This is a genomic window from Pseudomonas morbosilactucae (assembly GCF_023241665.1).
GTDB lineage: Bacteria > Pseudomonadota > Gammaproteobacteria > Pseudomonadales > Pseudomonadaceae > Aquipseudomonas > Aquipseudomonas morbosilactucae.
Map to the genome: position 1 here is coordinate 1 of NZ_JALQCX010000095.1, position 22,356 is coordinate 22,356.

A 22,356-nucleotide genomic window follows, 5' to 3' on the forward strand; every position below is an offset into this window, starting at 1 on the left:
ACGCAGAACGTCCCAGGCGGCGTTCCCACGGAGGACCGTGGGAACGCGCGGTGAGGCGCCTGGCCACTGTGGGAGCCGGCTTGCCAGCGATGGCGAGCTCACGGGCGCTATCGCTGGCAAGCCAGCTCCTACATAAACCTGCGCCTACAAACGGTGAGCGGTGCAATGTCGTAGAGGTGACGCAGAACGTCCCAGGCGGCATTCCCGCGGACGACCGTGGGAACGAGCAGCGGGCCTACAGGCTCATGATCGCCAGGCGCCCGGACAGGGCTTGCATGGCGGCGCTGACTTTATCCAGGGCCTGGGCGTCGCGGGCGTTGTCTTCGCTGATGCCGTGGATACGCACCGCCAGTTCGTTGATTTCCTGGGTGACGTGGCTCTGCTGCTGCGCCGCCACGGCAATCTGCTGGGCGCGTTGCGAGATGTCATCAAAGCTGGTGACGGTGCTCGACAACGCCGCCGAGGCGCCCGAGGCTTCGCCCACCGCTTGCCGGGTGCGTGACTCGCCGGCCTGGATCGCCTGCACCGCCTGGCGTGACGCCTGCTGCAAGGCGCCGATCATGCCGCTGATTTCATTGGCCGAGGTCTGGGTTTTACCGGCCAGGGTGCGCACTTCGTCAGCCACCACGGCAAAACCCCGGCCCTGCTCGCCGGCCCGGGCCGCCTCGATCGCGGCGTTGAGGGCCAGCAGGTTGGTCTGCTCGGAAATGGCCTTGATCACATCCAGCACCGCGCCCACTTGCTGGCTATCTTGTTCCAGGCGCTGCATCACCGCCGCGGCGGCGGCCATTTCCGTGGACAGCTGCTGGATCGACTCACTGTTGGCGGCAACTTTCTGCTGCCCGTCCTGCACCACCCGCAACGACTGGCGCGCGGTGTCGGCGCAGTTGTTGGTGTTCTGCGCCACTTCCAGGGCGCTGGACGACATCTGGGTGATGGCCGTGGCCAGTTGGGTATTTTCCTGGCGCTGCTGCTCGGCCCGCTGCGCCAAGGTGCTGCTCAGGTCCCCCAGGCGCCCGGCTTCCACTTGCAGGCGCTGGGCCTCGCTGGCGATGTTCTGGAGCATCTGGCGCAACTGCCCGGCGTAGCGGTTGACCGCCCCGCGCAAGGCCCCCACTTCGTCGGCACGCAGCACCGGCAACTCAGCGCTGCTGGTGGCCTGACCACGACTCAAGGCATCGATCTGCTCGGTGGTTTCTTCCAGTTGGCGGATGAATTTGCGCCCACCCAGCCAGGCCAAAAACAGCAACAAGGCCAGCAACGGCAGGAGGAACAGCAGGATTTCCGCGGTCAGGGCCCGGGCCAGCCCGGTGACTTGCTGCTGCGGGGTCACCAGGCCAATGGTCCAGCCGGTGCCGGGCATGGTGAACAGGCTGACGCGGCTGGGTTGTTGCAGACGGCCATCCTGTTCCAGGTCCAGACTGCGCACTTCACCGGGGCGCCCGATGCCGGCCGCCAGGGCCTGGGTCACCGGCTGCAACCACGGCTGCTGCTGGCTCAAGGCGCTGAAGCCGAGCATCTGCGCCCCGCTCTGCTTGGCCTCGGGGAAGTACAGGACGTTGCCAGCCTGGTCCAGGGCAAAGGCATAACCGCCGGTGACCGAACCCTGCTCCTTGAGAAAACGCGCCAGGTCATCCAGGCGCAGGTCGACCGTGGCCACCCCGGCAAACGCGCCGCCCTGACGATAGGGCACGCTGCAGGTGGTCATGGGCACCTGGGTCACCGGGTCCTGATAGGCCTCGGACCACAGGCAGCGCCCCGGCGCACTGTTGCGCGCGCCGCTGTACCAGGCCTCGTTGTGGTAACCGGCACCGCCGGCGGCGTTGTAGTCATCGGAATACACCAGCGGCCCGGCATCGCTGCGGGCCCAGAAGAAACTGCGGCGCTCGACGCCCGCGGTGAACGCTCCCGGTTCCGGCCAGATACCGCCGCCGGCAATGGCTTTATCGCCTTGATGGTCGATCACATTGGGCAGGGTCGCCCGGTACAGCGCTTCGTCCTTGGGCAAGCCTTCCACCAAGTGCGCCATGCTCGCGGTCATGCCTTCGATCCCCGCCAGTTGCAGGGCCAACTGGCGGACGATGGCGCTGCCGGTCTGCTCGATCAGCGCCGAGCTGGCGGCCACCACCCGGGGTTGGCCGCGCAAGGTCATCACGGCAAACACCGCCAGGGCGGTACAGAGCAACAGCAGCAGGCTGCCCAAGGTCAAACGGTGGGACAGGCGAACGGGTAACAAGGCCATGACAAACTCCGTAAAAATGGCACTGCGTGGGTGAACCACCTCTGCGGCCCGCTGCCTGTGCGGCGGCCGACACTCCTTGAGGTGTTGCCAAAGCGGTCCTTAAGGTTCAGGCACCACTGTGGCGCCCGGATATTGCCACATTGCCATCATCCAACACCTTGCCCTTCAGGCACGGGGGGCGGCCAGCAGGAAATTCCCCTGTTGCTCCACCGCTCCGGCCTCCAGGGTGCGCACCGGCGCCTCGTCCTTGAGGTTCACTCCGGACAATTGCCGGCGCCAGGCTTCGCTCATCAGGTACAGCAATTTGTGCGCCGCCATGGCGTAGCTCAGGCCTTCCAGGCGCACGTTGGAAATGCAATTGCGCGCCGCATCGTTGAGGCCCACACGCGGGGCGAAGGTGAAGTACAGGCCGAGGCTGTCGGGGGAACTGAGGCCCGGCCGCTCGCCAATCAGGATCACCACCATCCTCGCCCCCAGGCGCTCGGCCACTTCGTCGGCCACCGCCACCCGCCCCTGCTCCACCAGCACCACCGGGGCCAGGCTCCAGCCCTGGGCCTGGGCCAGTTGGTCGATGCGTTCGAGCATGGCCGGGCTATGCCGTTGTACCGCCAGGGACGACAAGCCATCCGCCACCACCAGGGCCACATCGAACCCCTCGGGATGGGCCAGGGCATAGTGGTCCAGTTGCGCCGCCGAATCGCCGGACAGGCGCCGCCCCAGGTCCGGGCGTTGCAAGTAGACGTGCCGGTCCGGCGCGGCGCTGTGCAGGGTCATGACATCGCGCTGGCGCGCTTCAAGGGTGGCGCTCAGGGCTCGGTGATCGAACGGCAGGTGCACCGCGTCCCGGGCCTGGGCATGGGCGAACTGGAAGTCCAGCTGGGCCTCGGTGGGCAGGCTGGTGCCGGCGTGACCCAGGGCGATACGCGCCGAAGTCAGGCCGCGCAACTGGCGCCAGGCATCGGCCTGGGCCGGGGACGCGGGCGGGGTTTGCGGACGGTCACTCATGGCGGCTCCTCAGCTCAAGCGGGCCAGGGCCTGGCGGAACAGCGGCGGCACGCCCTGGCCCAGGCGCAGGCCGTTATCGTCCTGGCGCAGGATGTCCATGCGCGTCAGCCACGCCTCGAACTCCGGTGCCGGGCGCAAGCCCAGGGTCTTGCGGGCATACAAGGCGTCGTGGAACGAGGTGGTCTGGTAATTGAGCATCACGTCGTCGGAACCGGGAATGCCCATGATGAAGTTGATCCCCGCCACGCCCAGCAGGGTGAGCAAGGTGTCCATATCATCCTGGTCGGCTTCGGCGTGGTTGGTGTAGCAGATGTCACAGCCCATGGGCACGCCCAGCAGCTTGCCGCAGAAGTGGTCTTCGAGGCCGGCACGGATGATCTGCTTGCCGTTGTACAGGTACTCAGGGCCAATAAAACCCACCACAGTGTTCACCAGGAACGGGTCGAAATGCCGGGCCACGGCGTAGGCGCGGGTTTCGCAAGTCTGCTGGTCCACACCATGGTGAGCGTTGGCCGACAGCGCGCTGCCCTGGCCGGTCTCGAAGTACATCAGGTTGTTGCCCAGGGTGCCGCGCTTGAGGCTCAGACCCGCTTCGTAGCCCTCGCGCAGAATCTCCAGGCTGATGCCGAAGCTGCTGTTGGCCGCCTCGGTGCCGGCAATGGACTGGAACACCAAATCCAGCGGCACGCCCTTTTCAATCGCCGCCACCGAAGAGGTGACGTGGGTCAGCACGCAGGACTGGGTGGGAATCTCGTAATGGCGGATCACCCCGTCGAGCATCTTCAGCAACTCGCTGATGGCGCCGATGCTGTCGGTGGCTGGGTTGATGCCGATCATGGCGTCGCCGTTGCCGTACAACAGACCGTCGAGAACGCTGGCGGCGATACCCGCCGGGTCGTCGGTGGGGTGGTTGGGTTGCAGACGGGTAGACATGCGCCCGCGCAGCCCCACGGTGTTGCGGAAACGGGTGACCACGCGAATTTTCTGCGCCACCAGCACCAGGTCCTGGACGCGCATGATCTTCGATACGGCGGCGACCATTTCCGGGGTCAGCCCCGGCGCCAGGGCCTTGAGGCTGGTGTCGGTGGCCTCGTCCCCCAGCAGCCAGTCGCGAAAGCCGCCCACGGTCAGGTGGCTGACCGGGGCAAAGGCCGCCAGGTCATGGCTGTCCATGATCAGGCGGGTGACTTCATCGACTTCGTAAGGAATCAGTGCTTCGTTGAGAAAGTGCTTGAGCGGCAGGTCGGCCAGGGTCATCTGCGCCGCCGCGCGCTCGGCGTCGCTGGCAGCAGCGACCCCGGCGAGAAAGTCCCCGGAGCGTGCGGGCGTGGCCTTGGCCAGCAACTCCCGCAGGCTGTCGAAACGCCAGGTCATGCCACCGATGCTGTGGGAGAAGCTCATGCCGGTCCCTCCTTGATCAGGCCGCCGCCACCGCAACCGCACCGCGACTACGCACCAGGGTGCAGAACAGCGCGCCCACGGCCATCAGGCCCAGGAAGATCGCGCAGATCAGCGGGTTGAACCAGACCATGGCCACCAGGCACACCACGGCCAGGATCAGGGCAATGGCCGGCACCACCGGGTAACCCGGGGCACGGAAGCTGCGCTCCAGGTCCGGCTCGCTGCGGCGCAGCTTGAACAGGCTGAGCATGCTGACGATGTACATGACGATGGCGCCGAACACCGACATGGTGATCATGGCCGCGGTCAGGGTCATGCCCTGCAGGTTGACCAGGCCGTCGCTGAGAATCGCCGCGATGCCTACCACGCCACCGGCAATGATCGCCCGGTGCGGGGTCTGGAAGCGCGACAGCTTGGCCAGCGAAGCCGGGAGGAAACCGGCGCGAGCCAGGGCGAAGAACTGCCGCGAGTAGCCGAGGATGATTCCGTGGAAGCTCGCCACCAGACCAAACAGGCCGATCCACACCAGCATGTGCATCCAGTTGGAGTTATTGCCCACCACCGCTTTCATCGCCTGGGGCAACGGGTCGTTGATGTTGGCCAGGGTGCGCCAGTCACCGACGCCGCCGGCAAAGATCATCACGCCGATGGCCAGCACCACCAAGGTCAGGATGCCGGCCACATAGGCCCGGGGAATGGTGCGTTTGGGGTCCTTGGCTTCTTCGGCGGCCATGGCCGCGCCCTCGATGGCGAGGAAGAACCAGATGGCGAAGGGAATGGCCGCGAAGATGCCGCTGATGGCCGGCAGGCTGAAGGTGTCGGAACCGGCCCAGCCGCCCAGCACGAAGTTGCTGAAGCTGAAGCCCGGGGCGACCACGCCCATGAACACCAGCAGCTCGGCCACCGCCAGCACCGTGACCACCAGTTCAAAGGTGGCGGCGATGCTGACGCCGAGGATGTTCAGGGTCATGAACACAAAATAGGCGCCAATGGCGGCCATCTTCGGGTCCAGGGTCGGGTACTGCACATTCAGGTAGGCGCCGATGGCCATGGCGATGGCCGGCGGGGCGAAGACAAATTCAATCAGCGTGGCCAGGCCGGCGATCATCCCGCCCTTTACGCCGAACGCCCGCAGGCTGTAGGCGAATGGGCCACCGGCGTTGGGAATGGCGGTGGTCAGTTCGGTGAAACTGAAGATAAAACAGGTGTACATCACCGCCACCATCAACGTGGTGACCAGAAAGCCCAAGGTCCCGGCCGTGCCCCAGCCGTAACTCCAGCCAAAGTATTCGCCGGAAATCACCAGCCCTACGGCCAGCCCCCACAAATGCAGGGTTCCCAATGTCGGTTTGAGTTTTGTAACAGTCATGAGTGTGCACCCCGGTAGCCAAGCGACGGTATTTGCCTGACAACGAGAATAATCACCGTCGCCGCGCCAAGGCTTGACCCGAGAACGCGGGTTTTGTCGTCCAGGGTCAAGTTTTTCGGGCCGTTGCGCCCGATGCTGCATGCTGGCGCATGAATCCCGGGGCATGCTTCATATCGGGTCAGCTTTTAGCGGCGTTCACGGCGCTGCCAGCCAAAGCCGAAACGCAGCGCCGGCTGCCTACAAAGCAATGACGCGGAACGCACCCTGGAAGCACTCCCACGGTGACCGTGGGAACGATGTCACGGGGTCAGGGCTGCCACCGTTCGACCCAGGCGCGCCTCGCCTGAGGCCTTGGGTAGCAGCACGCCGGCATTCGCGCCAGGCCTCTTGGCTGGCTAAACCCGGCTCGCGCCATCCCCCGCCAACAAGTCAAGACCGGGCCTGTGGCCCTGCCCCGGGCGCTGGCGGATCAGGACGGGCGATCCGGAACACGTAACAAGGTATGACATTTGCTTGAATGAAATTCATACACAGCTTGATGGCCCTTCACTTCCATGCACCAGTCCCTGTTCTCACCTTCAACGTCGCACGCCCCCGGCACCAGCAATTGCGGGGTGTTGTCGGCGGCAGCCAACGGCCTGGACGGCTTTATCGTCCAGCACGGCGGTGACCTGGACCGGGTTTTCGGCTGCTCCGGCATCGACCCCGAACAGCTGCTGCACCCGACCCTCAGCCTGCCCCTGCCCAACTACTGTCGGGTGCTGGAAGAGGCCGCGCGGCAAACCCATTGCGACAATTTCGGCCTGCGTTACGGCCAGCAATTCCAGCCCCAGGCCCTGGGCCTGCTGGGCTATATCGGCTTGTGCTCGGCGACCCTGGAAGAGGCGCTGATCAACTTTGCTGCGGCCTTCCCCTTTCACCAGCACAGCAGCCTGATCCAGCTGGTGGACCAGGGCGACTGCTACCGCTTCGACTATCAGGTGCGCCACGGCGCCATCAGCGAGCGGCGCCAGGACGCCGAACTGACCATGGGCATGGCCACCAACCTGGTGCGCCATGTACTCGGCGCCGACTGGGCACCGCGGGAAGTGGCCTTCGAACACGCTAGGCCCCTGGACTGGCACGAGCACCGCGAGGTGTTCGGTGCCGAGGTGCGCTTCGGCCAGGGCTGCAACAGCGTGCTGATTCCCAAACAGGACCTGGCCGGCCAGGCCATGCCCGGCAGTGACCCGATGCTGCTGATGCTGATCAAGGACGCCATCCGCCAACTGGGCGACGGCGGCAGTGAGAACGGCCTGCTGGACCAGGCGCGCCAGGCCATTCTGACCATCCTGCACCTGGGCGAACCGGCCCTGGAGCACGTCGCCCACACCCTGGGCCTGTCCGAGTGGGCCCTGCAACGCAAGCTGCGGGACCAGGGCCTGAGCTTTACCCAACTGGTGGACCAGATCCGCCAGGAGTCGGCGATGAACCACCTCAAGCAACAGAACCTCAGCGTCACCCAGCTCGCGTCCCTGCTCGGCTACTCGGAAACCAGCGCCTTCTCCCGAGCCTTCAAACGCTGGTTCGGCCTCAGCCCCAAACAGTGGCGCAGCGCCGGGCACGCCTGACGGTCAGGCGAAGATTTTCAGCAGCACGGTCGCCAGGATCACCGTAGAGGCCCCGCCAATGCGCGTGGAAATCTGCGCGAAAGGCATCAGCCCCATGCGGTTGGACGCCGACAGAATCGCCACATCCCCGGTGCCGCCCAGACCGCTGTGGCAGCAGGTGACGATGGCCGATTCGATGGGGTACATCTTCAGCAGGTTGCCGATAAAGAACCCGGCCAGTGTCATGGCCACCACCACCGACGTGCAGACCACCAGGTAACCCACGGAAAACACCTTGACCACGCTGTCCAAGGGCACATAAAGCATGCCCAGGCCGATCATCACCGGCCAGATAAAGGCCGTGGACACCAGCTTGTAGAACGACTTGCTGCCCTCCTCCAGGTTACGCGGCAGCAGTTGCAGGTATTTGCAGGCCACCGCCGCCAGGATCATCATCACCGGCCCCGGAATACCCGCCACTTTCTCCAGCAGGCCGCCGAGAATGAAAAAGGCGCAGATCAGCAGCACCCCGGCGCCCATGTAGCGATAGTCAATGCCGCCACTGGCCTCCTCCTGAACCTGGAACGCATCGTTCTCCGCCTTGGCGCGGATCAGCACACCGTCGCCGTTGAGCGCCGGACGCTTGAGGGCCAGCCGCGCCAGCACCCCGGCACAGATGATTGCCACGATATTGCCCACCACTGCCGCCGGCACCAGCTGCGCCACGTACTGTTCCGGGGTGCCGCCGAGGATCGCCGAATAGGCCAGGGACAGGGGCAGGATGCCCTCGCCGATGCCGCCGCCAATAATCGGCACGATGATGAAGAAGAACGTGTGGTAGACGCTGTAGCCGAACAGCGCACCGACCGCGATGCCCGCCGCCACGGCCGCCAGGGTGCCGACCAGCAACGGCACGAACATGCGGATCATGCCCTGCACCAGGATGAAACGGCTCATGCCGAGGATGCTGCCCACCACCAGGCTGGCGATGACGAAATACAGGAAGTTGGCCTCCTTCATCAGCATCTTGGTGGCGTCGATGGTGGTGCTGCCGAAGAAGCCGTAGAACACCAGCACCGAAGGCAGCATCAGGCACAGGATGGCGCCGCCGCCAATCTCCTTGAGGATCGGCAGGCGCTGGCCCAGTTGGCCGAAAAACACGCCCAGGGTCATGATCACGGCCAGGCCGCCAATCATGTTTTTCGGCAGGTAACCGAAGTGCGCGGAGAGGAACACGATCAGCGCGATGCCGATGAAATACGGCAGGGGAATCACGCCGATTTCATAGTCGCGCAAGCTGCGCAGGCAACGGCCGAAGGCACTGCTGTCTGCATGGGAAACGGGGGTGTCGAGGGAGTCGTTCATAGGGTCACCTGATACGCAAAAACGGGAACGGCGCGTGGCTCAGCGGCACGCCGGGAATTGGGCGCGAACAGGTGATCGTCGGGGGCACAGCGATAGCCGGGCGAAGGATAGGGACAACAGGCTCATGACGGTTTCCTCTGTTTGTTTTTATCTGAGGATGAACGGAACGCTCACAGTTCAATGCAGCGTCAGAGGGATGCTATGCTGGCCTTTTGGTTAAATAAACACGCTAATCATGAGCACTACAAACACACATCGTGTGCAATCACCCCTCCCGGAAGACCTGCGGGTATTCCTCGCGGTGATTCGCAAATCCAGCTTTGCCAGCGCCGCGGATGAGCTGGGGTTGTCCCCGGCCTACGTCAGCAAGCGCATTCAGATCCTCGAGAAAACCCTCGGCACCCGGCTGCTGCACCGCACCACGCGGCGCATCGCCCTGACCGAAGCCGGGGAACGCACCCAACGCTGGGCCGTGCGCATCCTGGATGACCTCGACGAGTTCATCGGCGAACTCTCGGAAGCGCGCAAGGCGCCGCGGGGCTTGCTGCACCTGTGCAGCAGTTTCGGCTTCGGCCGCAACCACGTCGCCCCGGCCGTGGCGGAACTGGCCATGGCCTACCCCGACCTGGAAATCCGCCTGGATGTGTTCGACCGGGTGGTGGACATCATTGCCGAAGGCTTCGACCTGGAAATTCGCGTGGGTGACGACCTGCCGGGGCAGCACATCAGCCGGCCCCTGGTGGCCAACCAGCGCGTGCTGTGCGCCACCCCCGACTACCTGGCGCAACGGGGCACGCCACAGAGTTTGCAGGACCTGGACCAGCACGATTGCCTGGTGCTCAAGGAGCGCAACAACCCGTTTGGCGTGTGGCACCTGCGCAAGGGCGCGCGTGAGGAAACGGTGCGGGTCAGCGGCCCGCTGTCATCCAATAACGGCGAGATCGTCTTGCAGTGGGCCCTCAAGGGCCGGGGGATTCTGTTGCGTTCGATGTGGGACGTGAAGCCGCTGCTGGACCAGGGCAAGCTGGTCCAGGTGCTGCACGACTACAGCCAGAGCGCCAACGTCTGGGCGGTGTACCCGACACGCCTGGCCGACTCGGCCAAGCTGCGGGTGTGCGTCGAATTTCTTGAGGCGCACTTCAAGCACCTGTCGCCCTGAACCCGGCGCGGAGCCGAGCCCGGGCAGGTTTCACGCCAGCCAGGGATTGGCCAGCAGGTGGGCTTTCTCGAAACGACGGATCGCCTCGGTGCGCTGCAAGGTGCTGCCGATGGCGTCCAGCCCCAGGAGCAAGGCGTCCTTGCGCAACGGGTCGATGTCGAACGCCAGGACCTGGCCATCGTCCAGGGCAATCTGCTGGGCCTGCAGGTCGATGCTGATTGCCTGGTGGCCCGGCTCCGCGACCCGACTGGCCAGGCGCTGCAGTTGCGCCTCAGGCAGTTGAATCAGCAACACCCCGTTGCGCTGGCAGTTGTCGAAGAAGATCCCGGCGAAGCTGGTGCCGATCAGCGCACGAATCCCCAGTTGCTTGAGCCCCCAGACGGCGTGCTCGCGGCTGGAGCCGCAGCCGAAGTTGGGGCCCACCACCAAAAATTGCGCATCGGTCCAGGGTGCCTGGTTGAGGATGAACTCGGGGTTGGGCCGGCCATCAGCGAGAAAGCGCAGGTCAAAGAACAACCCGCGATCCAGGCCGGCACGGTCAATCCCCTTGAGAAACTGCTTGGGCATGATCACGTCGGTATCGACGTTGGCCGCCAGCATCGGCGCGGCATGGCCACTGACCACAGTGAAAGGCGTCATCTCAATACTCCCGGGACAGGCAACGGACATCGGCCAGGCGGCCACTGATAGCGGCGGCCGCCACCATCGCCGGGCTCATCAAATGGGTGCGCGCACCCGCGCCCTGGCGGCCTTCGAAATTGCGGTTGGTGCTGGAGGCGCAGCGATCCCCTGGGGCGAGCACGTCATCGTTCATCGCCAGGCACATGGAACAGCCGGACTGGCGCCATTCGAACCCCGCCGCGATAAAGATATCCGCCAGCCCTTCGGCCTGGGCCTGCTCGCGCACCAGGGTCGAGCCGGGCACGATCATGGCCCGTACATGGGCCGCCACCTTGCGCCCGCGGACCACGCTGGCGGCGTCCCGCAGGTCTTCGATGCGGGCATTGGTGCAAGAGCCGATAAAGGCGTGGCTGATGGCGATGTCGGTCAAGCGCTCACCGGCTTCCAGGCCCATGTAGCGCAAGGCCCGTTGCAGGTCCTGGCGGCGGATCAGGTCGCTTTCCGCCAAGGGGTCGGGCACCCGCTCACCAATCGCCAACGCCTGGTCGGGGCTGGTGCCCCAGGTGACCATGGGCTGCAGGGTACTGGCGTCCAGGACCACTTCCAGGTCAAACGCCGCCCCCGGGTCGCTGTACAAATCGGCCCAACGTCGCAGCGCCTGCTCCCAGAGTTCGCCCTTGGGCGCCCGGGGTTTGTCGGCCAGGTAGGCGTAGACCTTGGCGTCCGGCGCCATAAAGGCCCCGCGTGCGCCCGCTTCCACGGCCATGTTGCAAATGGTCATGCGCGCCTCGACGCTCAGGGCATCGATGGTGGAACCGGCAAACTCGATGGCGTAGCCGGTGGCGCCGGACGCGCCGATGCGACCGATCAACGCCATGATGATGTCCTTGGAGGTCAAGCCCGCGCCCAGGACGCCTTCAACCTTGACCCGCATGCTTTTCAGGCGCTTGTAGACCAGGGTCTGGGTGGCCAGCAGGTGCTCGATCTCCGAGGTACCGATGCCGAAGCCAAAGGCGCCCAGGGCACCGTAAGTGGTGGTGTGGCTATCGCCCGCGGCGACCACCATGCCGGGCAGGATAAACCCCTGTTCGGGGGCCACCACGTGCTCGATGCCTTGGCGCGGGTCCAGCACGTCGAACAATTCGATGCCGAAATCCAGGCAGTTCTCGGTGAAGTACGACACCTGCCGAGCGCCGCCCGGGTCGGTCATGGCGGCATTGCGCGCCGGGCTGGTGGGGTTGACGTGGTCCACCACCGCCAGGGTCGCGGCGGGTCGCCACACCGGGCGCTTGGCCTCGCGCAGGCCGCTGAAGGCCTGGGGGCTGGTGTACTCGTTGGCAACCTGGCGGTCGATGTAGAGCAGCACATGGCCGTGATCGTCCAGGGTGCAGACGGTGTGGGCATCAATGTGCTTCTGGTAGAGGGTTCTGGGCTGACTCATGGCAGGCTCGCTATTGAATTGTTGTGCGAGAGTCCGAAGACATCACGGTCACAGCGCCTTGGCGGCGTGTTCGTGCCCAGCATATTCACTTCATATCGCGCATCAATGCCGAGAAAGTGTTTTTAAAGTTCACGCTTCGTGTTCTATCCAGCCACCCTGAAGGTCGATCCGCAGCGTCCGGACCCAGCGTTGATCAAGCTAGATAGAGGGTTGGAGCGGCGGACGGGCCGGCTGCGCAGCCAGCGGCCCGGCCCACCGGGCCCGTCAGTTCGACTGCGGGTTCATGTAGCGGTCGAAGTTCTCGATGTAGTCGGTCAGGTTCTCTTCCATCATCAGGCGGAATTCTTCGACGAAGTAATCCACGGCCTGTTGCTTGGCCGCTGCCAGTTCCTCGACGTTACGGCAACCGCAGGCACTGACCCAGGCACTGAAACGCGCGTTGGCGTACATCAGCGACGCGCTCGACTTGCCCCGGCTGCTGTCGGCGATATGGGTGTTTGCCAGCTCGATAATGGCGTCGGCGCGGTTGTAGAAGTCCTGATCGATTTCGTTGGCCAAGGGGCGTTCCTCGTTGCGGTGGGATCAATAAAGCGCGGCAGTATAAGAGGTTTGCCCTGCCGGGCCGATGGCTTTTACAGGCCGTCTGTTTGATCGCCGTGCGCAGGCGGGGAGTGAGAAACGCCGCCTACCAGGACTTGCGCTCCACCAGCGGGCACGCCACCCGGTGAATGAACGGCTCGTCACGCCCTTCGATCACGTGCAGGGCCGCACGCCGGCCCATTTCGTAATACGGCAGTTGCACGGTGCTCAACGGCGGGTAGAACAGCTCGGCGACGCCGATCATGTTGTCATAGCCCAACACGGCGACATCTTCGGGAATGCGCAAGCCGCGACCCAGCAGGTATTGGTAGGCGACCAAGGCGATACGGTCGTTGCCGCACACCAACAGGTCGAACGCCGGCCGACCGTCCGCACGGCGCAATTGCTGCTCCAGGGCACCGATGGTTTCCCCGTAGGCGTCATCGGTCGACAGGTCGTACTGCGCTACGTCCGCCAAGGGCAACTCAGCTTCCGCCAGGGCCCGCGCCAACCCTTGCTGACGCAGGCCCCAGGCCAGGCTGCTGCGGGGCAGGTTGAGGCAGAACGGCCGTCGGTAACCCTTGCTCAGGGCCTGGCGCAGGGCCTGGTACTGACCGTCTTCGTCGTCCGGGACATAACACGCCACCCCGGGCGCCGAGCTCACGCAATTGCTGAGCACCAGCGGCAGGCTGCGCAGCGCCGGGGGAATGTCCACGGTGCGCAATTGCATGGCGCTGAAAATGATCCCGTCCGGTTGATGGGACAGCATCAGGTCGATGGCTTGGGCGGTGGGTGGGGTTTCGAAGACGTTGAGAATAAACACGTTCCAGGCATTTTCCCGGGCGGTGCGCTCCAGGGACAGCAGCATCTCAACGGCGAACGGGGTGGTGGCGGTGTCGAGGGCAAAGACGCCGATGGTCTTGCCGCGGGAGTGGCCGCCACGGATCTTGCGCGCCGAAAGACTGGGGACGTAACCCAGGGTTTCGATGGCTTGACGGACTTTGTTCAGGGTTTCCTGATTGAGCTTTTCCGGGGTGTTGATCGCCCGGGACACGGTCATGAAGGACACGCCCGCCAACCGTGCGACATCTTTGACTGAAGCCATGTGCCGATGCCATTGCCTGATCTGGCCGCGCATCATGTCATGCCTGGCAAAAACCTGACAACACGCGGCCTAGCCAGGCGGGCATCGCTCAGAGCTGGAGGTCGGCCAGCTCCCAGCCGCGAATCTCACCCATCGCCCCTGCCCCATTGAGCGCAAACACACTGATCCCGAGGCTGTCGGGGTCCGGGTAAATACGGCTGCTGAGGCTGTAGGCACCGTCATCGACAAACACTTCGATGGAGGAGCGATCGAGGAAGATCCGCAGCGCGATCCGAGTTTGCCCAGGGGCCACCGGCACACTGCGCACACCGCTGACGCCGGCCCCCGAGTGTTGCCGGTCGAGCACCAGGCGTCGCGCCATGGCGTCGAAATACAACAGTGTCTGCTGCTGATGATCGGCGCTGCAACGCACGGCCAGGCCAAAGCGTTCCGCGCTGCTGGCGGCCAGGTCCAACTGCATCTCCAGTTCCAGCAACGCGCCGCCCATTGCCAGGGACCGACGCTGGGACGTCAGGATGCCCACTTGCTCGCGGTGTGGCGTGCGACGCAACGCGGTCAGCTCCCGGGCCGGGCGCATGCGCAGGCGCTCGCCGTCGCGGCTCAACTCCCGGGGCAACGACAGCGCACCGCACCAATGATGAGCCTGGCTCGGCATGGGGCTGTCCCACATGTCCATCCAGGCCCAGAGCAGGCGTCGGCCGTCCGCCGCCATTAAGGTCTGGGCGGCGTAGAAGTCGTGACCGTGATCCAGCTCGTACAGCTCGCCGCACTCGGAGAAATGCCCGGCGTCGTCCAGCAGGCCGAATCGATAGCTGTTCTGGTAGCGGTTCCAGTTGTCATAACCACTGGGTTGCAGGCCTTGGGGCGAATAGAGCAACACATCGACCCCGTCCAGCTCGAACATGTCCGGGCACTCCCACATATAGCCGTCGGGGTCGCGCTGGCCCGCCAAGGCACACGCCAGGAAATGCCACTGACGCAGGTCCTCGGAACGATAGAGCAGCAACTGCGGGTCATCCCCCTGTCGGGCGCCCAGGGCCATCCACCAGTGCTCGCCGCGCCGCCAGACCTTGGGGTCGCGAAAATGCATGATCTGCGGGTCGGGCGCCGCCTCGATCACCGCCCCGTGCTTGGTGAAAACCAGGCCGTCGGTGCTGCTGGCCAGGCACTGGACCTGGTGGATGCGCTGGTCATCCCCGGGTTCGCCCAACCAGCGGTGCCCGGTGTACAGCAAATACAGGGTGTCGTCGGCAACCACCGCCGAACCGGAGAAGCAGCCGTCCCGGTCGTACTCGTCGCCGGGCGCCAAGGCGATCGGCAGATGCTCCCAGTGCACCAGGTCACGGCTTTTCGCATGGCCCCAGTGCATCGGGCCCCATTGCGCCGAATAGGGATGGTGCTGATAGAACACGTGGTACTCGCCGCGAAAATACACCAGCCCGTTGGGGTCGTTCATCCAACCCGCCGGCGGCGCCAGGTGATAACCGAGCCGATAGTCGTCACGGCGTCGGGGCAATGTGTTGTCCAGGGCGCGATGGGCCTGGTCCAGCCGTTCAGAGGGCATGGGGGAGTCCTTACAAAGGTTCATAACGGGGTGACTGACGGGGCATTGGCAGGCGACGCCTCCGCGGCGCGGGCCTGGGGCGACGGGCGCGGCGGGTCGGCCCGCAGCAAGGTCCAGGACAGCAGCAGGCTGGCGCACACCAGGCCCGCCATCAGCAGGTAGACACTGGCAAAACCCAGGTGGTCGTAGCCGTATCCCACCAGGGGCGACAGCAGCATCGCGGTCAATTGCTGGGCGAACTGGAAGCCCACCAGGTAGATGGACGCGGACAGCCGCGAGTCGAAATTCAGGGCAATGTATTTGAAGACCGAGACCAGCAGGATCGGCACTTCGAGGGCGTGCAGCATCTTGCAGGCGCCGATGGTCCAGGCTTCGCTGGCCAGCCCGGAGCCGAGGATGCGCACAAACATGATGCTGCCCGCCAGGATCAACCCGTACTTGGCCCCCGTGCGCCCGACCACCCAGGGCGCGAGCAGCATGCAGGCGGCTTCGAGCAGCACCTGTGAAGAATTCAGGTAACCGTAGGCGCGGGTACCCTCCTCCGGCGTGGCGAAAAACGAAGAGAAATACACCGGAAACTGCTGCTCGTAGATCATGTAGATGCCGCACACCCCGGTCAGGTACAGGCTGAAGGCCCAGAAGCGCGGCAGGGTGAACAGCTTCCACAGGTCATTCAGGCGTACCGGCGCGGCGGGCGCGCCGCTGCTGTGGATGGGGTGATTGGCGAACGACCGGATGTCCAGCCGCGAGAGAATCAGCAGGAACACCGCACCTGCGGCACTGCTCATGTAAAACGCGATGTCCGGGTCAATGTTGAACACCACGCCGACCACCCCGGTCGCCGAGGCCCAGCCCAACGATCCCCACATCCGCGTGATGCCGAATTCGAAGCCCGCATGGCGCGACAAACGCTCGGTGTAGGACTCGATCACGCCCACCCCGGCCAACATGGCCAAGGCCAGGAATGCCGCGCCAACCACCGCCCCCAGTACCACGTTCTGGGCCAGCAAGTTGGCGTAGACATGAATCGCGAACGGCGCCGCGCAGCAAAGCAGCAAGCCGATCCACACCAGCAGTTTTTTCGACAGGCCGAGGCGATCCTGGAGTGCGCCATAGAACGGTTGGATCAACAGCGCGGCAACAGCGTTGGCCGCGAACACAAAGCCGGTTTCCGTGCCGTTCAGGCCAATCTCGCGGTGCAGCCAGATGGAGAACAGGGAGTAGCTGGAAGACCAGGCGAAGAAGAAAAAGAACAGCAGCCCGCTGATAAGCCAGTACTCGCGTTTGACTGACAACTGCATATGACGCCTCTCTTGTTTTTATCTAAGTTAACGTTAACATCTCACTCCATTACGCGTCCTCCAAATGCTCGCTGTCAAGCATTTCCCAGCACCACGGTGCACGGCAACTTGATGCTCGCTTCGGGTGAAAGGCCCGTATTTGCTGGCCCCCACTACAAAAACAAAAGGGTTGAACATGACGTTTACGACTTCCAGGCCCCTCGCCGGCCTGTGCTTGCTGGCGCTTTCGCCACAGCTGTTCGGTGCACCACCGCCCAGCCTCGAAGAACGCCTGGCCCGACTGGAAAGCCGCACCACCCAAGCCGAGGCCCGGGCGTCCCAGGCGCAAGCCGAAGCCGCCGGCCTGCGCCAGGAAGTCGCGCGGCTCAACCAGCAGATCGCCCAAGCCAGGCCCGGCACCGCGCCAACGTCGCTGGAACAACGGGTGGCCTCAGTCGAGGCCCGACAACACGCCCTGGCCCAACACGCGGCGAACCCGCCCTCCCCAGCCGTTGCCAAGCCCGACCCTGGCCTGACCTTCAGCGCCTATGCACGCTCCGGGATCATGACCGACGGCAAAGGGGCTGGCCGTGGCGGGCCCTACCTGACTCCCGCCGGCTCGGTCGGCGGTGCCATCGGGCGCTTGGGCAATGAGGTCGATACCTACATGGAGGCGAAGGTCAGCAAAGAGGATCGCGCCAGCAACGGCACAGGCTCGCGCTATGCGCTGATGCTCGCCGACGGCCTGGAAACGCCCAACGACTGGACGGCCGCCGAAAGCGCGCTGAATGTGCGCCAGGCCTATGCCGAGCTGGATCACCTGGCGTCGTTTCGCGACAGCCCGCTGCTGCGCGACGCCACGCTGTGGGCCGGCAAGCGCTTTGATCGGGATAACTACGACGTCCACTGGCTCGACCGCGGCATCGTGTTCCTGGCCGGCACCGGCGGCGGCATCTACGACCTGCACCTGAACGACGACTGGCGCCTCAATGCCTCGTTGATGAGCCGTTCCTACGGCGACTTCGGCACCGAGGACAAGCAGGACATCCGCAGCTACGTGGCCACGGTCAATCAGTTCTTCGACCAGGGCCGCTGGCAGCTGATGCTCAACGGCATCACCGCGCAAAACAACGACGCCGACCTGGACCCGGACAACCCCCTGGCGCAGGGCCACGACAGCCGCCTGAACAAGGCGGGGTTCAGCCCAGCCGAAAGCGGCTCCCACGGCATGCTCGCCTACCATCGCCCGGACTTTTTCGGCCGCGAGGGCTACTTCAAGACCGCGCTGCTCTATGGCCGCGGGCTCGGAGCCGAGGTCAACAGCATCGGCGCCGACGGCGATTTGCTGAGCGAGGCGCGCACGCTGCGGCTGGCGTTCTATGGCCATACCCGGCTGAATCAGGATTGGCGCCTGGCCCCGGCACTGATCGCCGAGCACAGCCAGGACCGCTATGTGCCCGGCGACGACTATCGCTACCTGACCCTGAACCTGCGACTGGCCAATGAGCTGAGCCGCAACGTTGAAATGCTCTACGAACTGAGCTGGCAAACCATGGACCTACAAGCGCTGGGCTACGACGGTCGGCAGGCGGCCCAGGGCGATTTCTGGAAGCTGACCTTCGCCCCCACGTTCAAGGCGCAGACCGGAGACTTTTTTGTGCGCCCCGAATTGCGCCTGTTCGCCACCTACATGAACTGGTCCCGGGACCTGGACCACTTCAGCGCCAGCGACGACTTGGGGCAGAAAGGCTTCAAATCCGGCGGCGACTGGCAGTTCGGCGTGCAAATGGAGACCTGGTTCTAAGGGTGCTGACCCGCGCAGCTCATGCGCCCGGGTGCTGGGCTGCCGACAGGCTCCGCAGGTGCGCGGCCAACAAGGCTTCACTCTGGCCTTGGGACAACACCACGCAATTGTCCGCGGCCCGCAACGCCCGTTGCAGATGCTGCTCGGCCTGCTGCCAATCGCCCTCAAGGATGGCGCGCAAGGCCAGGCAACGCGGCCGCAGCCAGGGCGCGTACCAGTCGACATCGTCGCTCATCCAGGTGGTTTTCAAAGGCGTAACGTCGCGCTGCACATAGGCTCGGCTGAAGGCCAATTCGCCGCGCAGCAACTCGATCAGGCTGCTCATACCGGCCAGTTCTGCGGCTCGGGCTTGCAGCAGTGCGTCCAGCTCCTGCTCCATCTCCAGCACCGCCAGCCAGTCGCCCTGATCCTGCCGGGCATTGAGCCGATAGCCGAAGGCAACCAGGGTTTCAGTCATGGAGCCCTGGGCCAGTCGCTCAAGATCCGCCGCCGGCAATTGCCCGCTGGGCACACCGGCCACGGTCAAGGCCAGCAGCCGCGCCTGGGCCATATCCTGCCGTTGGTCATCGCGATGCAGGTACCAGGAAAACAGCAGCAAGCCGTCGCTGGGCGAGACCCGCCAGACCGGTATCAAGTTACCCACGGCCATGACTAGGTTGATGGCCGCGAAGGCCAGGGCCACACCGCCTGCCACGCTTTGCAGGCCCGACCAGTAGAGGCCCAACCCCAGGGCCAGGCTGCCCACCAGCAGGTTCAGCAGCGGCCCCAGCACCACCATCACCATCCACTGCCGACGCAACGGCCGCTGCGGGTTGCTCGCGGCAATCACATAACCGCCAAAGCGATTGCGCTTGAGCTGGGGCGACCAGCGCAGCCGCCAGCCGCGCCGCAATACCTGAAGCTCCACGGCGGCGACCCGCGCCAGCAACACCGGCATCCCGCAATAGCGGGCGCCCAGGTAATGCCCGCCTTCATGCACCACCAGGCCCATGATGCCGAGCATCGAGGCCAGGAACATCGCCAGGAAGGGTTGCAACTCGGACCTGATGGTCAACCCCAGCACCGCCGCCGCAATGATCCAGCCACTGAGCAACACCAGGCTCTGGATAATCGCCATCAGTTTGTTCAGGGCCTTGAACCCGGTATTGCCATCCATTGCGAACATCCTTGAGAGTCAACCCGGCAGCTATCCGGGCGCGCAGACTGCCAGCTTCCACCCCACCAATTCAACCCAGGATCGCCGCCAAACAGCGTTTTGCAGGAGCTGGCTTGCCAGCGAAGGCGGCCGCGAGAACGCTATGGCGCTCAAGAACGTGATCGCCGGCAAGCCGGCTCCTACAGAGCGCCCTGGGATTTCACCTCAACCCGCAGCACACCGGCCGGTTGCGCCGTGCAGTCGATGCGCACCGGCAGGAAGCGTTCGATCACCGCGATATTGCTCTGCAAGTGTTCGCTCATGCTCGGAGTCGTGAAGCTGCCGCCGCCGGCCAGGGCCATGGGCAACAGCAGTTGATCCGCCAGGTGTTCGGCCACGGCCGCTGCGCTGTGCAGCCAGCCCCAGGCCTGATCGATGGCGCGGTCGGCCACGGTCTCGGCCCGCAGGTTCGATTGGCCAAAGGCGCTGAAGACTTCAGTCAGTTGCTCGCAGGCGAACTCCAGCAGCAATACATTGCCCGGGCCGTAGTCTTCGTCGAGCACCTCGGTGTGCAACTGGGCCCAGGGCAACTCCAGCCGCCGGTTGACCCGCAACAATTCACGCTCGGCCACGTGCTCGGCCACCCCGGCGATCACCGCCCGGGCCTGGCTGCCCAACAGCGCACCCCGTTGCTCCAACTGCAGCGGCTGCAAGGTCGAAGGCTGGATAAACGCCTCCAGCTCGCCGCCGCCCGCCGGGACAAACCCGTGACGCAGCAGTTGCAGTTCTACCTGGGCGCCCATGCGCCGCAGTTGCGGCAACCAGGCGCGCTCGAGGAAATCCACCGGCGGCGCCATAGGGTTATGGGTGCCGCCGCTGATGCTGATCCGACTGGGTTCCGGGGCCTGCAACAACGCCGGCAACAGGGTTTGCAAGACCAGGGTGCAACTGCCCGCAGTGCCGATGGCGAAGCGGTAGTCACCGCCACGAATCGGCCCCGGCTCGAAGCTCAAGGCCTGGGAACCGAGCTCGGCCCCCAGGGTTTTACCGCCACAAATCTGGGTCGCCGCCTGCACGGCGGTCAGGTGCTGGCGCAGCAGCCCCGGGCGACTGCGCCGGGCGCGAATATTGTGGATACGCAGGGGCTTGCCGGTGAGCATCGACAGGCTCAGGGCGCTGCGCAGTACTTGGCCGCCGCCGATGGCGCCGTCCAGTTCAATGACATCCTGTTTCATCACATTCCTCAGGCGTAGTGCCGGACCGTCTCTCTCAGGTAATGGTCCAACAACGCAGTGTCTTCTCGATTACGGGCCAACCGCGGCGCTTCACGGGCCAGTTCGGTGGCGATAAACGCGTGTAAAGCCGGGCGCCGCGGGCCATAGGCCGCCTCATCGGCATTGCGCTTGAGCACCAGTAGCTCGGCCACTTCCGCCAGCAACAGCGGGTCGTCGACGGTACTCAGTAGATCGGCGAAGGTCATCGGCGGACGGCCCCGCCCTTGATCGATCCAACGCACTGCCAGCAGCGGCCGCAGCACGTAGAAGTACTTCTTCAGGCGCACGCTCTCGCCTTGCAGGTAGCCGCGGAAGTTTTTCCGGGCCATCGACAGATAGTGGTAACGCACCGCCTGCGGGTTGTAGAAGGCCTCGGCCAAGGCCCGCAGGCGCTGGGTCGCGGCGCTCTCGCTGCGATACACCAGAGGCGAGTCCAGCCATTCCAGCAGGGTCGGGTTGGAGTTGCGCAACAGCCCGAGGGTCTTGCGCAATTCCCAGCCGCTGATGTCCAACTCATCGTCCAGAGGCCGCTCGATCACGTCCCGCGCGGTATCGACCTGGACAAACCACTCGGGCTTTTCCACGTAGACAAAACGCACATCGTAATCACTGTCGGTAGAGGCAAACCCCCAGGCCCGACTGCCCGATTCACAGGCATACAACACCGTGATATTGCGCTCGCGCTCCAGTCGCGCGAGTTCCTCCAGCACCCGCTCGCGCATGGCATCGCTGAGCGGGTGGCGTTCATTGACGTCCATTGCTATTTCCCAGTCCTTGTTCAATCCGTGCTGCTGGCCAGCAACACGCTCAGGCTGCGGCGCGCGGGGTTCCAGATGCTCAGGCACCACACACCCCACCACTCCAGCCCTTCGTCGAAATAATCACTCCACAGCTCGCTGTCGGCCGGCGACTCGGCGCTGTCCTGCCAATCCAGTTCGTAGCCCTTGACCCAATCCAGCACCTGCAGCGGCGCCCCGGGCTCAAGCCCCAAGTGGGCCAGCCACTGGTTGAACAGCGCGCTGGCCTCGTCGTCACCCGCGGCAAAACGGGTGCCATAGGGCGGGTTGCAAAAGGCCCGGAACAGCGCCGCCGGCCCGTCTTGCAGGTTGGTGCGGCTCAAGTCCTGGATGTCCTCCAGGTTCAGGGGGCTGATGCGTGCCCGGTCCAGGTCCCAGGCCAGGTACGCGCCAAAGGGCACATCGGCGTAATGCGGGTCCTGGATAAACAAGCGATGGCGTTCGCGACGGTCGGCCAGCATCTGCTCGAACAGGGCATTCACCGCTTGGCGATGCAGGGCTTCATCCACTGCCACACCGGGGGAAACTTCATAGGCCACAAATTCGAAGACCACGCCGGCCTCTTCGAGGCGCTTGCGCAGGGCCATCGAGGCGTGCGGGTCCTTCAGGCTCGATAACACTTCCAT

General features: G+C 64.8%; 18 protein-coding genes and 1 pseudogene. 3 read left to right on the forward strand and 16 right to left on the reverse strand.

Features of this window, described 5'->3' with window-relative positions; all coding sequences use genetic code 11:
* Positions 1-235: 235 nt before the first annotated feature.
* The 5 genes and pseudogenes from M1B35_RS32495 to eat all read right to left on the reverse strand — a co-directional run bounded on the left by M1B35_RS32495 (position 236) and on the right by eat (position 6,017).
* Positions 236-1,363, reverse strand: coding sequence for a methyl-accepting chemotaxis protein (locus M1B35_RS32495; RefSeq protein ID WP_425273465.1), 1,128 nt, complete (start codon positions 1,361-1,363; stop codon positions 236-238).
* Positions 1,349-2,242: pseudogene (locus M1B35_RS32500) on the reverse strand (cache domain-containing protein); the annotation flags it as partial. The gene M1B35_RS32495 and the pseudogene M1B35_RS32500, both read right to left, overlap by 15 nt.
* Before the next feature lie 165 nt (positions 2,243-2,407).
* Positions 2,408-3,247, reverse strand: a complete 840-nt coding sequence (gene eutC / locus M1B35_RS31475) for an ethanolamine ammonia-lyase subunit EutC (RefSeq protein ID WP_268264024.1) — start codon at positions 3,245-3,247, stop codon at positions 2,408-2,410.
* 9 nt (positions 3,248-3,256) lie between these two features.
* Positions 3,257-4,648, reverse strand: coding sequence for an ethanolamine ammonia-lyase subunit EutB (locus M1B35_RS31480; protein ID WP_268264025.1), 1,392 nt, complete (start codon positions 4,646-4,648; stop codon positions 3,257-3,259).
* Between the two features lie 16 nt (positions 4,649-4,664).
* A complete protein-coding gene (eat, locus tag M1B35_RS31485) occupies positions 4,665-6,017 on the reverse strand; it encodes an ethanolamine permease (RefSeq protein ID WP_123331430.1) in 1,353 nt (450 codons plus the stop codon).
* Positions 6,018-6,571: 554 nt separating this feature from the next.
* Here eat and qhpR point away from each other — a divergent pair.
* Positions 6,572-7,627: an AraC-like transcriptional regulator QhpR gene (qhpR, locus tag M1B35_RS31490; RefSeq protein WP_268264026.1), complete on the forward strand. Its 1,056-nt coding sequence runs from the start codon at positions 6,572-6,574 to the stop codon at positions 7,625-7,627.
* Between the two features lie 3 nt (positions 7,628-7,630).
* Here qhpR and M1B35_RS31495 read toward each other — a convergent pair whose 3' ends face one another.
* A complete protein-coding gene (locus M1B35_RS31495) occupies positions 7,631-8,971 on the reverse strand; it encodes a 2-hydroxycarboxylate transporter family protein (protein ID WP_268264027.1) in 1,341 nt (446 codons plus the stop codon).
* Positions 8,972-9,206: 235 nt separating this feature from the next.
* Here M1B35_RS31495 and M1B35_RS31500 point away from each other — a divergent pair, with 235 nt between their 5' ends.
* Positions 9,207-10,130, forward strand: coding sequence for a LysR substrate-binding domain-containing protein (locus tag M1B35_RS31500; protein WP_123331424.1), 924 nt, complete (start codon positions 9,207-9,209; stop codon positions 10,128-10,130).
* 30 nt (positions 10,131-10,160) lie between these two features.
* Here the strand turns inward: M1B35_RS31500 and leuD are convergent, their stop codons facing one another.
* The 6 genes from leuD to M1B35_RS31530 form a co-directional block, all read right to left on the reverse strand.
* The gene (leuD, locus tag M1B35_RS31505) at positions 10,161-10,775 is read right to left on the reverse strand and encodes a 3-isopropylmalate dehydratase small subunit (protein WP_268264035.1); all 615 of its coding nucleotides are present in this window, start codon (positions 10,773-10,775) and stop codon (positions 10,161-10,163) included.
* Positions 10,771-12,192 carry a 3-isopropylmalate dehydratase large subunit gene (gene leuC, locus M1B35_RS31510; protein ID WP_268264028.1) on the reverse strand — a complete coding sequence of 474 codons (1,422 nt, stop codon included), beginning with the start codon at positions 12,190-12,192 and terminating at the stop codon, positions 10,771-10,773. Before leuC ends, leuD begins: the two co-directional genes overlap by 5 nt.
* Before the next feature lie 264 nt (positions 12,193-12,456).
* Positions 12,457-12,750 carry a DUF3144 domain-containing protein gene (locus tag M1B35_RS31515; RefSeq protein ID WP_123331419.1) on the reverse strand — a complete coding sequence of 98 codons (294 nt, stop codon included), beginning with the start codon at positions 12,748-12,750 and terminating at the stop codon, positions 12,457-12,459.
* A 127-nt stretch (positions 12,751-12,877) separates the two neighbouring features.
* A complete protein-coding gene (locus M1B35_RS31520; RefSeq protein WP_268264029.1) occupies positions 12,878-13,876 on the reverse strand; it encodes a LacI family DNA-binding transcriptional regulator in 999 nt (332 codons plus the stop codon).
* A gap of 88 nt (positions 13,877-13,964) precedes the next feature.
* Complete coding sequence (locus M1B35_RS31525; protein ID WP_268264030.1) at positions 13,965-15,440, reverse strand: glycoside hydrolase family 32 protein; 1,476 nt, start codon at positions 15,438-15,440, stop codon at positions 13,965-13,967.
* 20 nt (positions 15,441-15,460) lie between these two features.
* Complete coding sequence (locus M1B35_RS31530) at positions 15,461-16,741, reverse strand: MFS transporter (RefSeq protein WP_268264031.1); 1,281 nt, start codon at positions 16,739-16,741, stop codon at positions 15,461-15,463.
* 175 nt (positions 16,742-16,916) lie between these two features.
* Here M1B35_RS31530 and M1B35_RS31535 point away from each other — a divergent pair, with 175 nt between their 5' ends.
* The gene (locus M1B35_RS31535; RefSeq protein WP_482827998.1) at positions 16,917-18,524 is read left to right on the forward strand and encodes a carbohydrate porin; all 1,608 of its coding nucleotides are present in this window, start codon (positions 16,917-16,919) and stop codon (positions 18,522-18,524) included.
* A 19-nt stretch (positions 18,525-18,543) separates the two neighbouring features.
* Here the strand turns inward: M1B35_RS31535 and M1B35_RS31540 are convergent, their stop codons facing one another.
* The 4 genes from M1B35_RS31540 to M1B35_RS31555 all read right to left on the reverse strand — a co-directional run bounded on the left by M1B35_RS31540 (position 18,544) and on the right by M1B35_RS31555 (position 22,356).
* On the reverse strand, positions 18,544-19,680 hold the full coding sequence (locus M1B35_RS31540) for a M50 family metallopeptidase (protein ID WP_268264032.1): 1,137 nt from the start codon (positions 19,678-19,680) through the stop codon (positions 18,544-18,546).
* Between the two features lie 179 nt (positions 19,681-19,859).
* Positions 19,860-20,894 carry an RNA 3'-terminal phosphate cyclase gene (gene rtcA, locus M1B35_RS31545; protein WP_123331409.1) on the reverse strand — a complete coding sequence of 345 codons (1,035 nt, stop codon included), beginning with the start codon at positions 20,892-20,894 and terminating at the stop codon, positions 19,860-19,862.
* 8 nt (positions 20,895-20,902) lie between these two features.
* Positions 20,903-21,691 carry a nucleotidyltransferase domain-containing protein gene (locus tag M1B35_RS31550; RefSeq protein ID WP_123331407.1) on the reverse strand — a complete coding sequence of 263 codons (789 nt, stop codon included), beginning with the start codon at positions 21,689-21,691 and terminating at the stop codon, positions 20,903-20,905.
* 20 nt (positions 21,692-21,711) lie between these two features.
* Positions 21,712-22,356 carry a hypothetical protein gene (locus tag M1B35_RS31555; protein WP_123331405.1) on the reverse strand — a complete coding sequence of 215 codons (645 nt, stop codon included), beginning with the start codon at positions 22,354-22,356 and terminating at the stop codon, positions 21,712-21,714.

What these genes read in the sequence shown, in the direction of transcription:
- M1B35_RS31555 (WP_123331405.1), bottom strand. Translation starts at nt 22,356, where the DNA reads ATGGAAGTGTTATCGAGCCTGAAGGACCCGCACGCCTCGATGGCCCTG.
- M1B35_RS31550 (WP_123331407.1), bottom strand. Translation starts at nt 21,691, where the DNA reads ATGGACGTCAATGAACGCCACCCGCTCAGCGATGCCATGCGCGAGCGG.
- qhpR (WP_268264026.1), top strand. Translation starts at nt 6,572, where the DNA reads ATGCACCAGTCCCTGTTCTCACCTTCAACGTCGCACGCCCCCGGCACC.
- eutC (WP_268264024.1), bottom strand. Translation starts at nt 3,247, where the DNA reads ATGAGTGACCGTCCGCAAACCCCGCCCGCGTCCCCGGCCCAGGCCGAT.
- leuC (WP_268264028.1), bottom strand. Translation starts at nt 12,192, where the DNA reads ATGAGTCAGCCCAGAACCCTCTACCAGAAGCACATTGATGCCCACACC.
- M1B35_RS31525 (WP_268264030.1), bottom strand. Translation starts at nt 15,440, where the DNA reads ATGCCCTCTGAACGGCTGGACCAGGCCCATCGCGCCCTGGACAACACA.
- M1B35_RS32495 (WP_425273465.1), bottom strand. Translation starts at nt 1,363, where the DNA reads ATGCCCGGCACCGGCTGGACCATTGGCCTGGTGACCCCGCAGCAGCAA.
- rtcA (WP_123331409.1), bottom strand. Translation starts at nt 20,894, where the DNA reads ATGAAACAGGATGTCATTGAACTGGACGGCGCCATCGGCGGCGGCCAA.
- eat (WP_123331430.1), bottom strand. Translation starts at nt 6,017, where the DNA reads ATGACTGTTACAAAACTCAAACCGACATTGGGAACCCTGCATTTGTGG.
- M1B35_RS31535 (WP_482827998.1), top strand. Translation starts at nt 16,917, where the DNA reads ATGACGTTTACGACTTCCAGGCCCCTCGCCGGCCTGTGCTTGCTGGCG.
- M1B35_RS31480 (WP_268264025.1), bottom strand. Translation starts at nt 4,648, where the DNA reads ATGAGCTTCTCCCACAGCATCGGTGGCATGACCTGGCGTTTCGACAGC.
- M1B35_RS31530 (WP_268264031.1), bottom strand. Translation starts at nt 16,741, where the DNA reads ATGCAGTTGTCAGTCAAACGCGAGTACTGGCTTATCAGCGGGCTGCTG.
- M1B35_RS31500 (WP_123331424.1), top strand. Translation starts at nt 9,207, where the DNA reads ATGAGCACTACAAACACACATCGTGTGCAATCACCCCTCCCGGAAGAC.
- M1B35_RS31540 (WP_268264032.1), bottom strand. Translation starts at nt 19,680, where the DNA reads ATGGATGGCAATACCGGGTTCAAGGCCCTGAACAAACTGATGGCGATT.
- M1B35_RS31495 (WP_268264027.1), bottom strand. Translation starts at nt 8,971, where the DNA reads ATGAACGACTCCCTCGACACCCCCGTTTCCCATGCAGACAGCAGTGCC.
- M1B35_RS31520 (WP_268264029.1), bottom strand. Translation starts at nt 13,876, where the DNA reads ATGGCTTCAGTCAAAGATGTCGCACGGTTGGCGGGCGTGTCCTTCATG.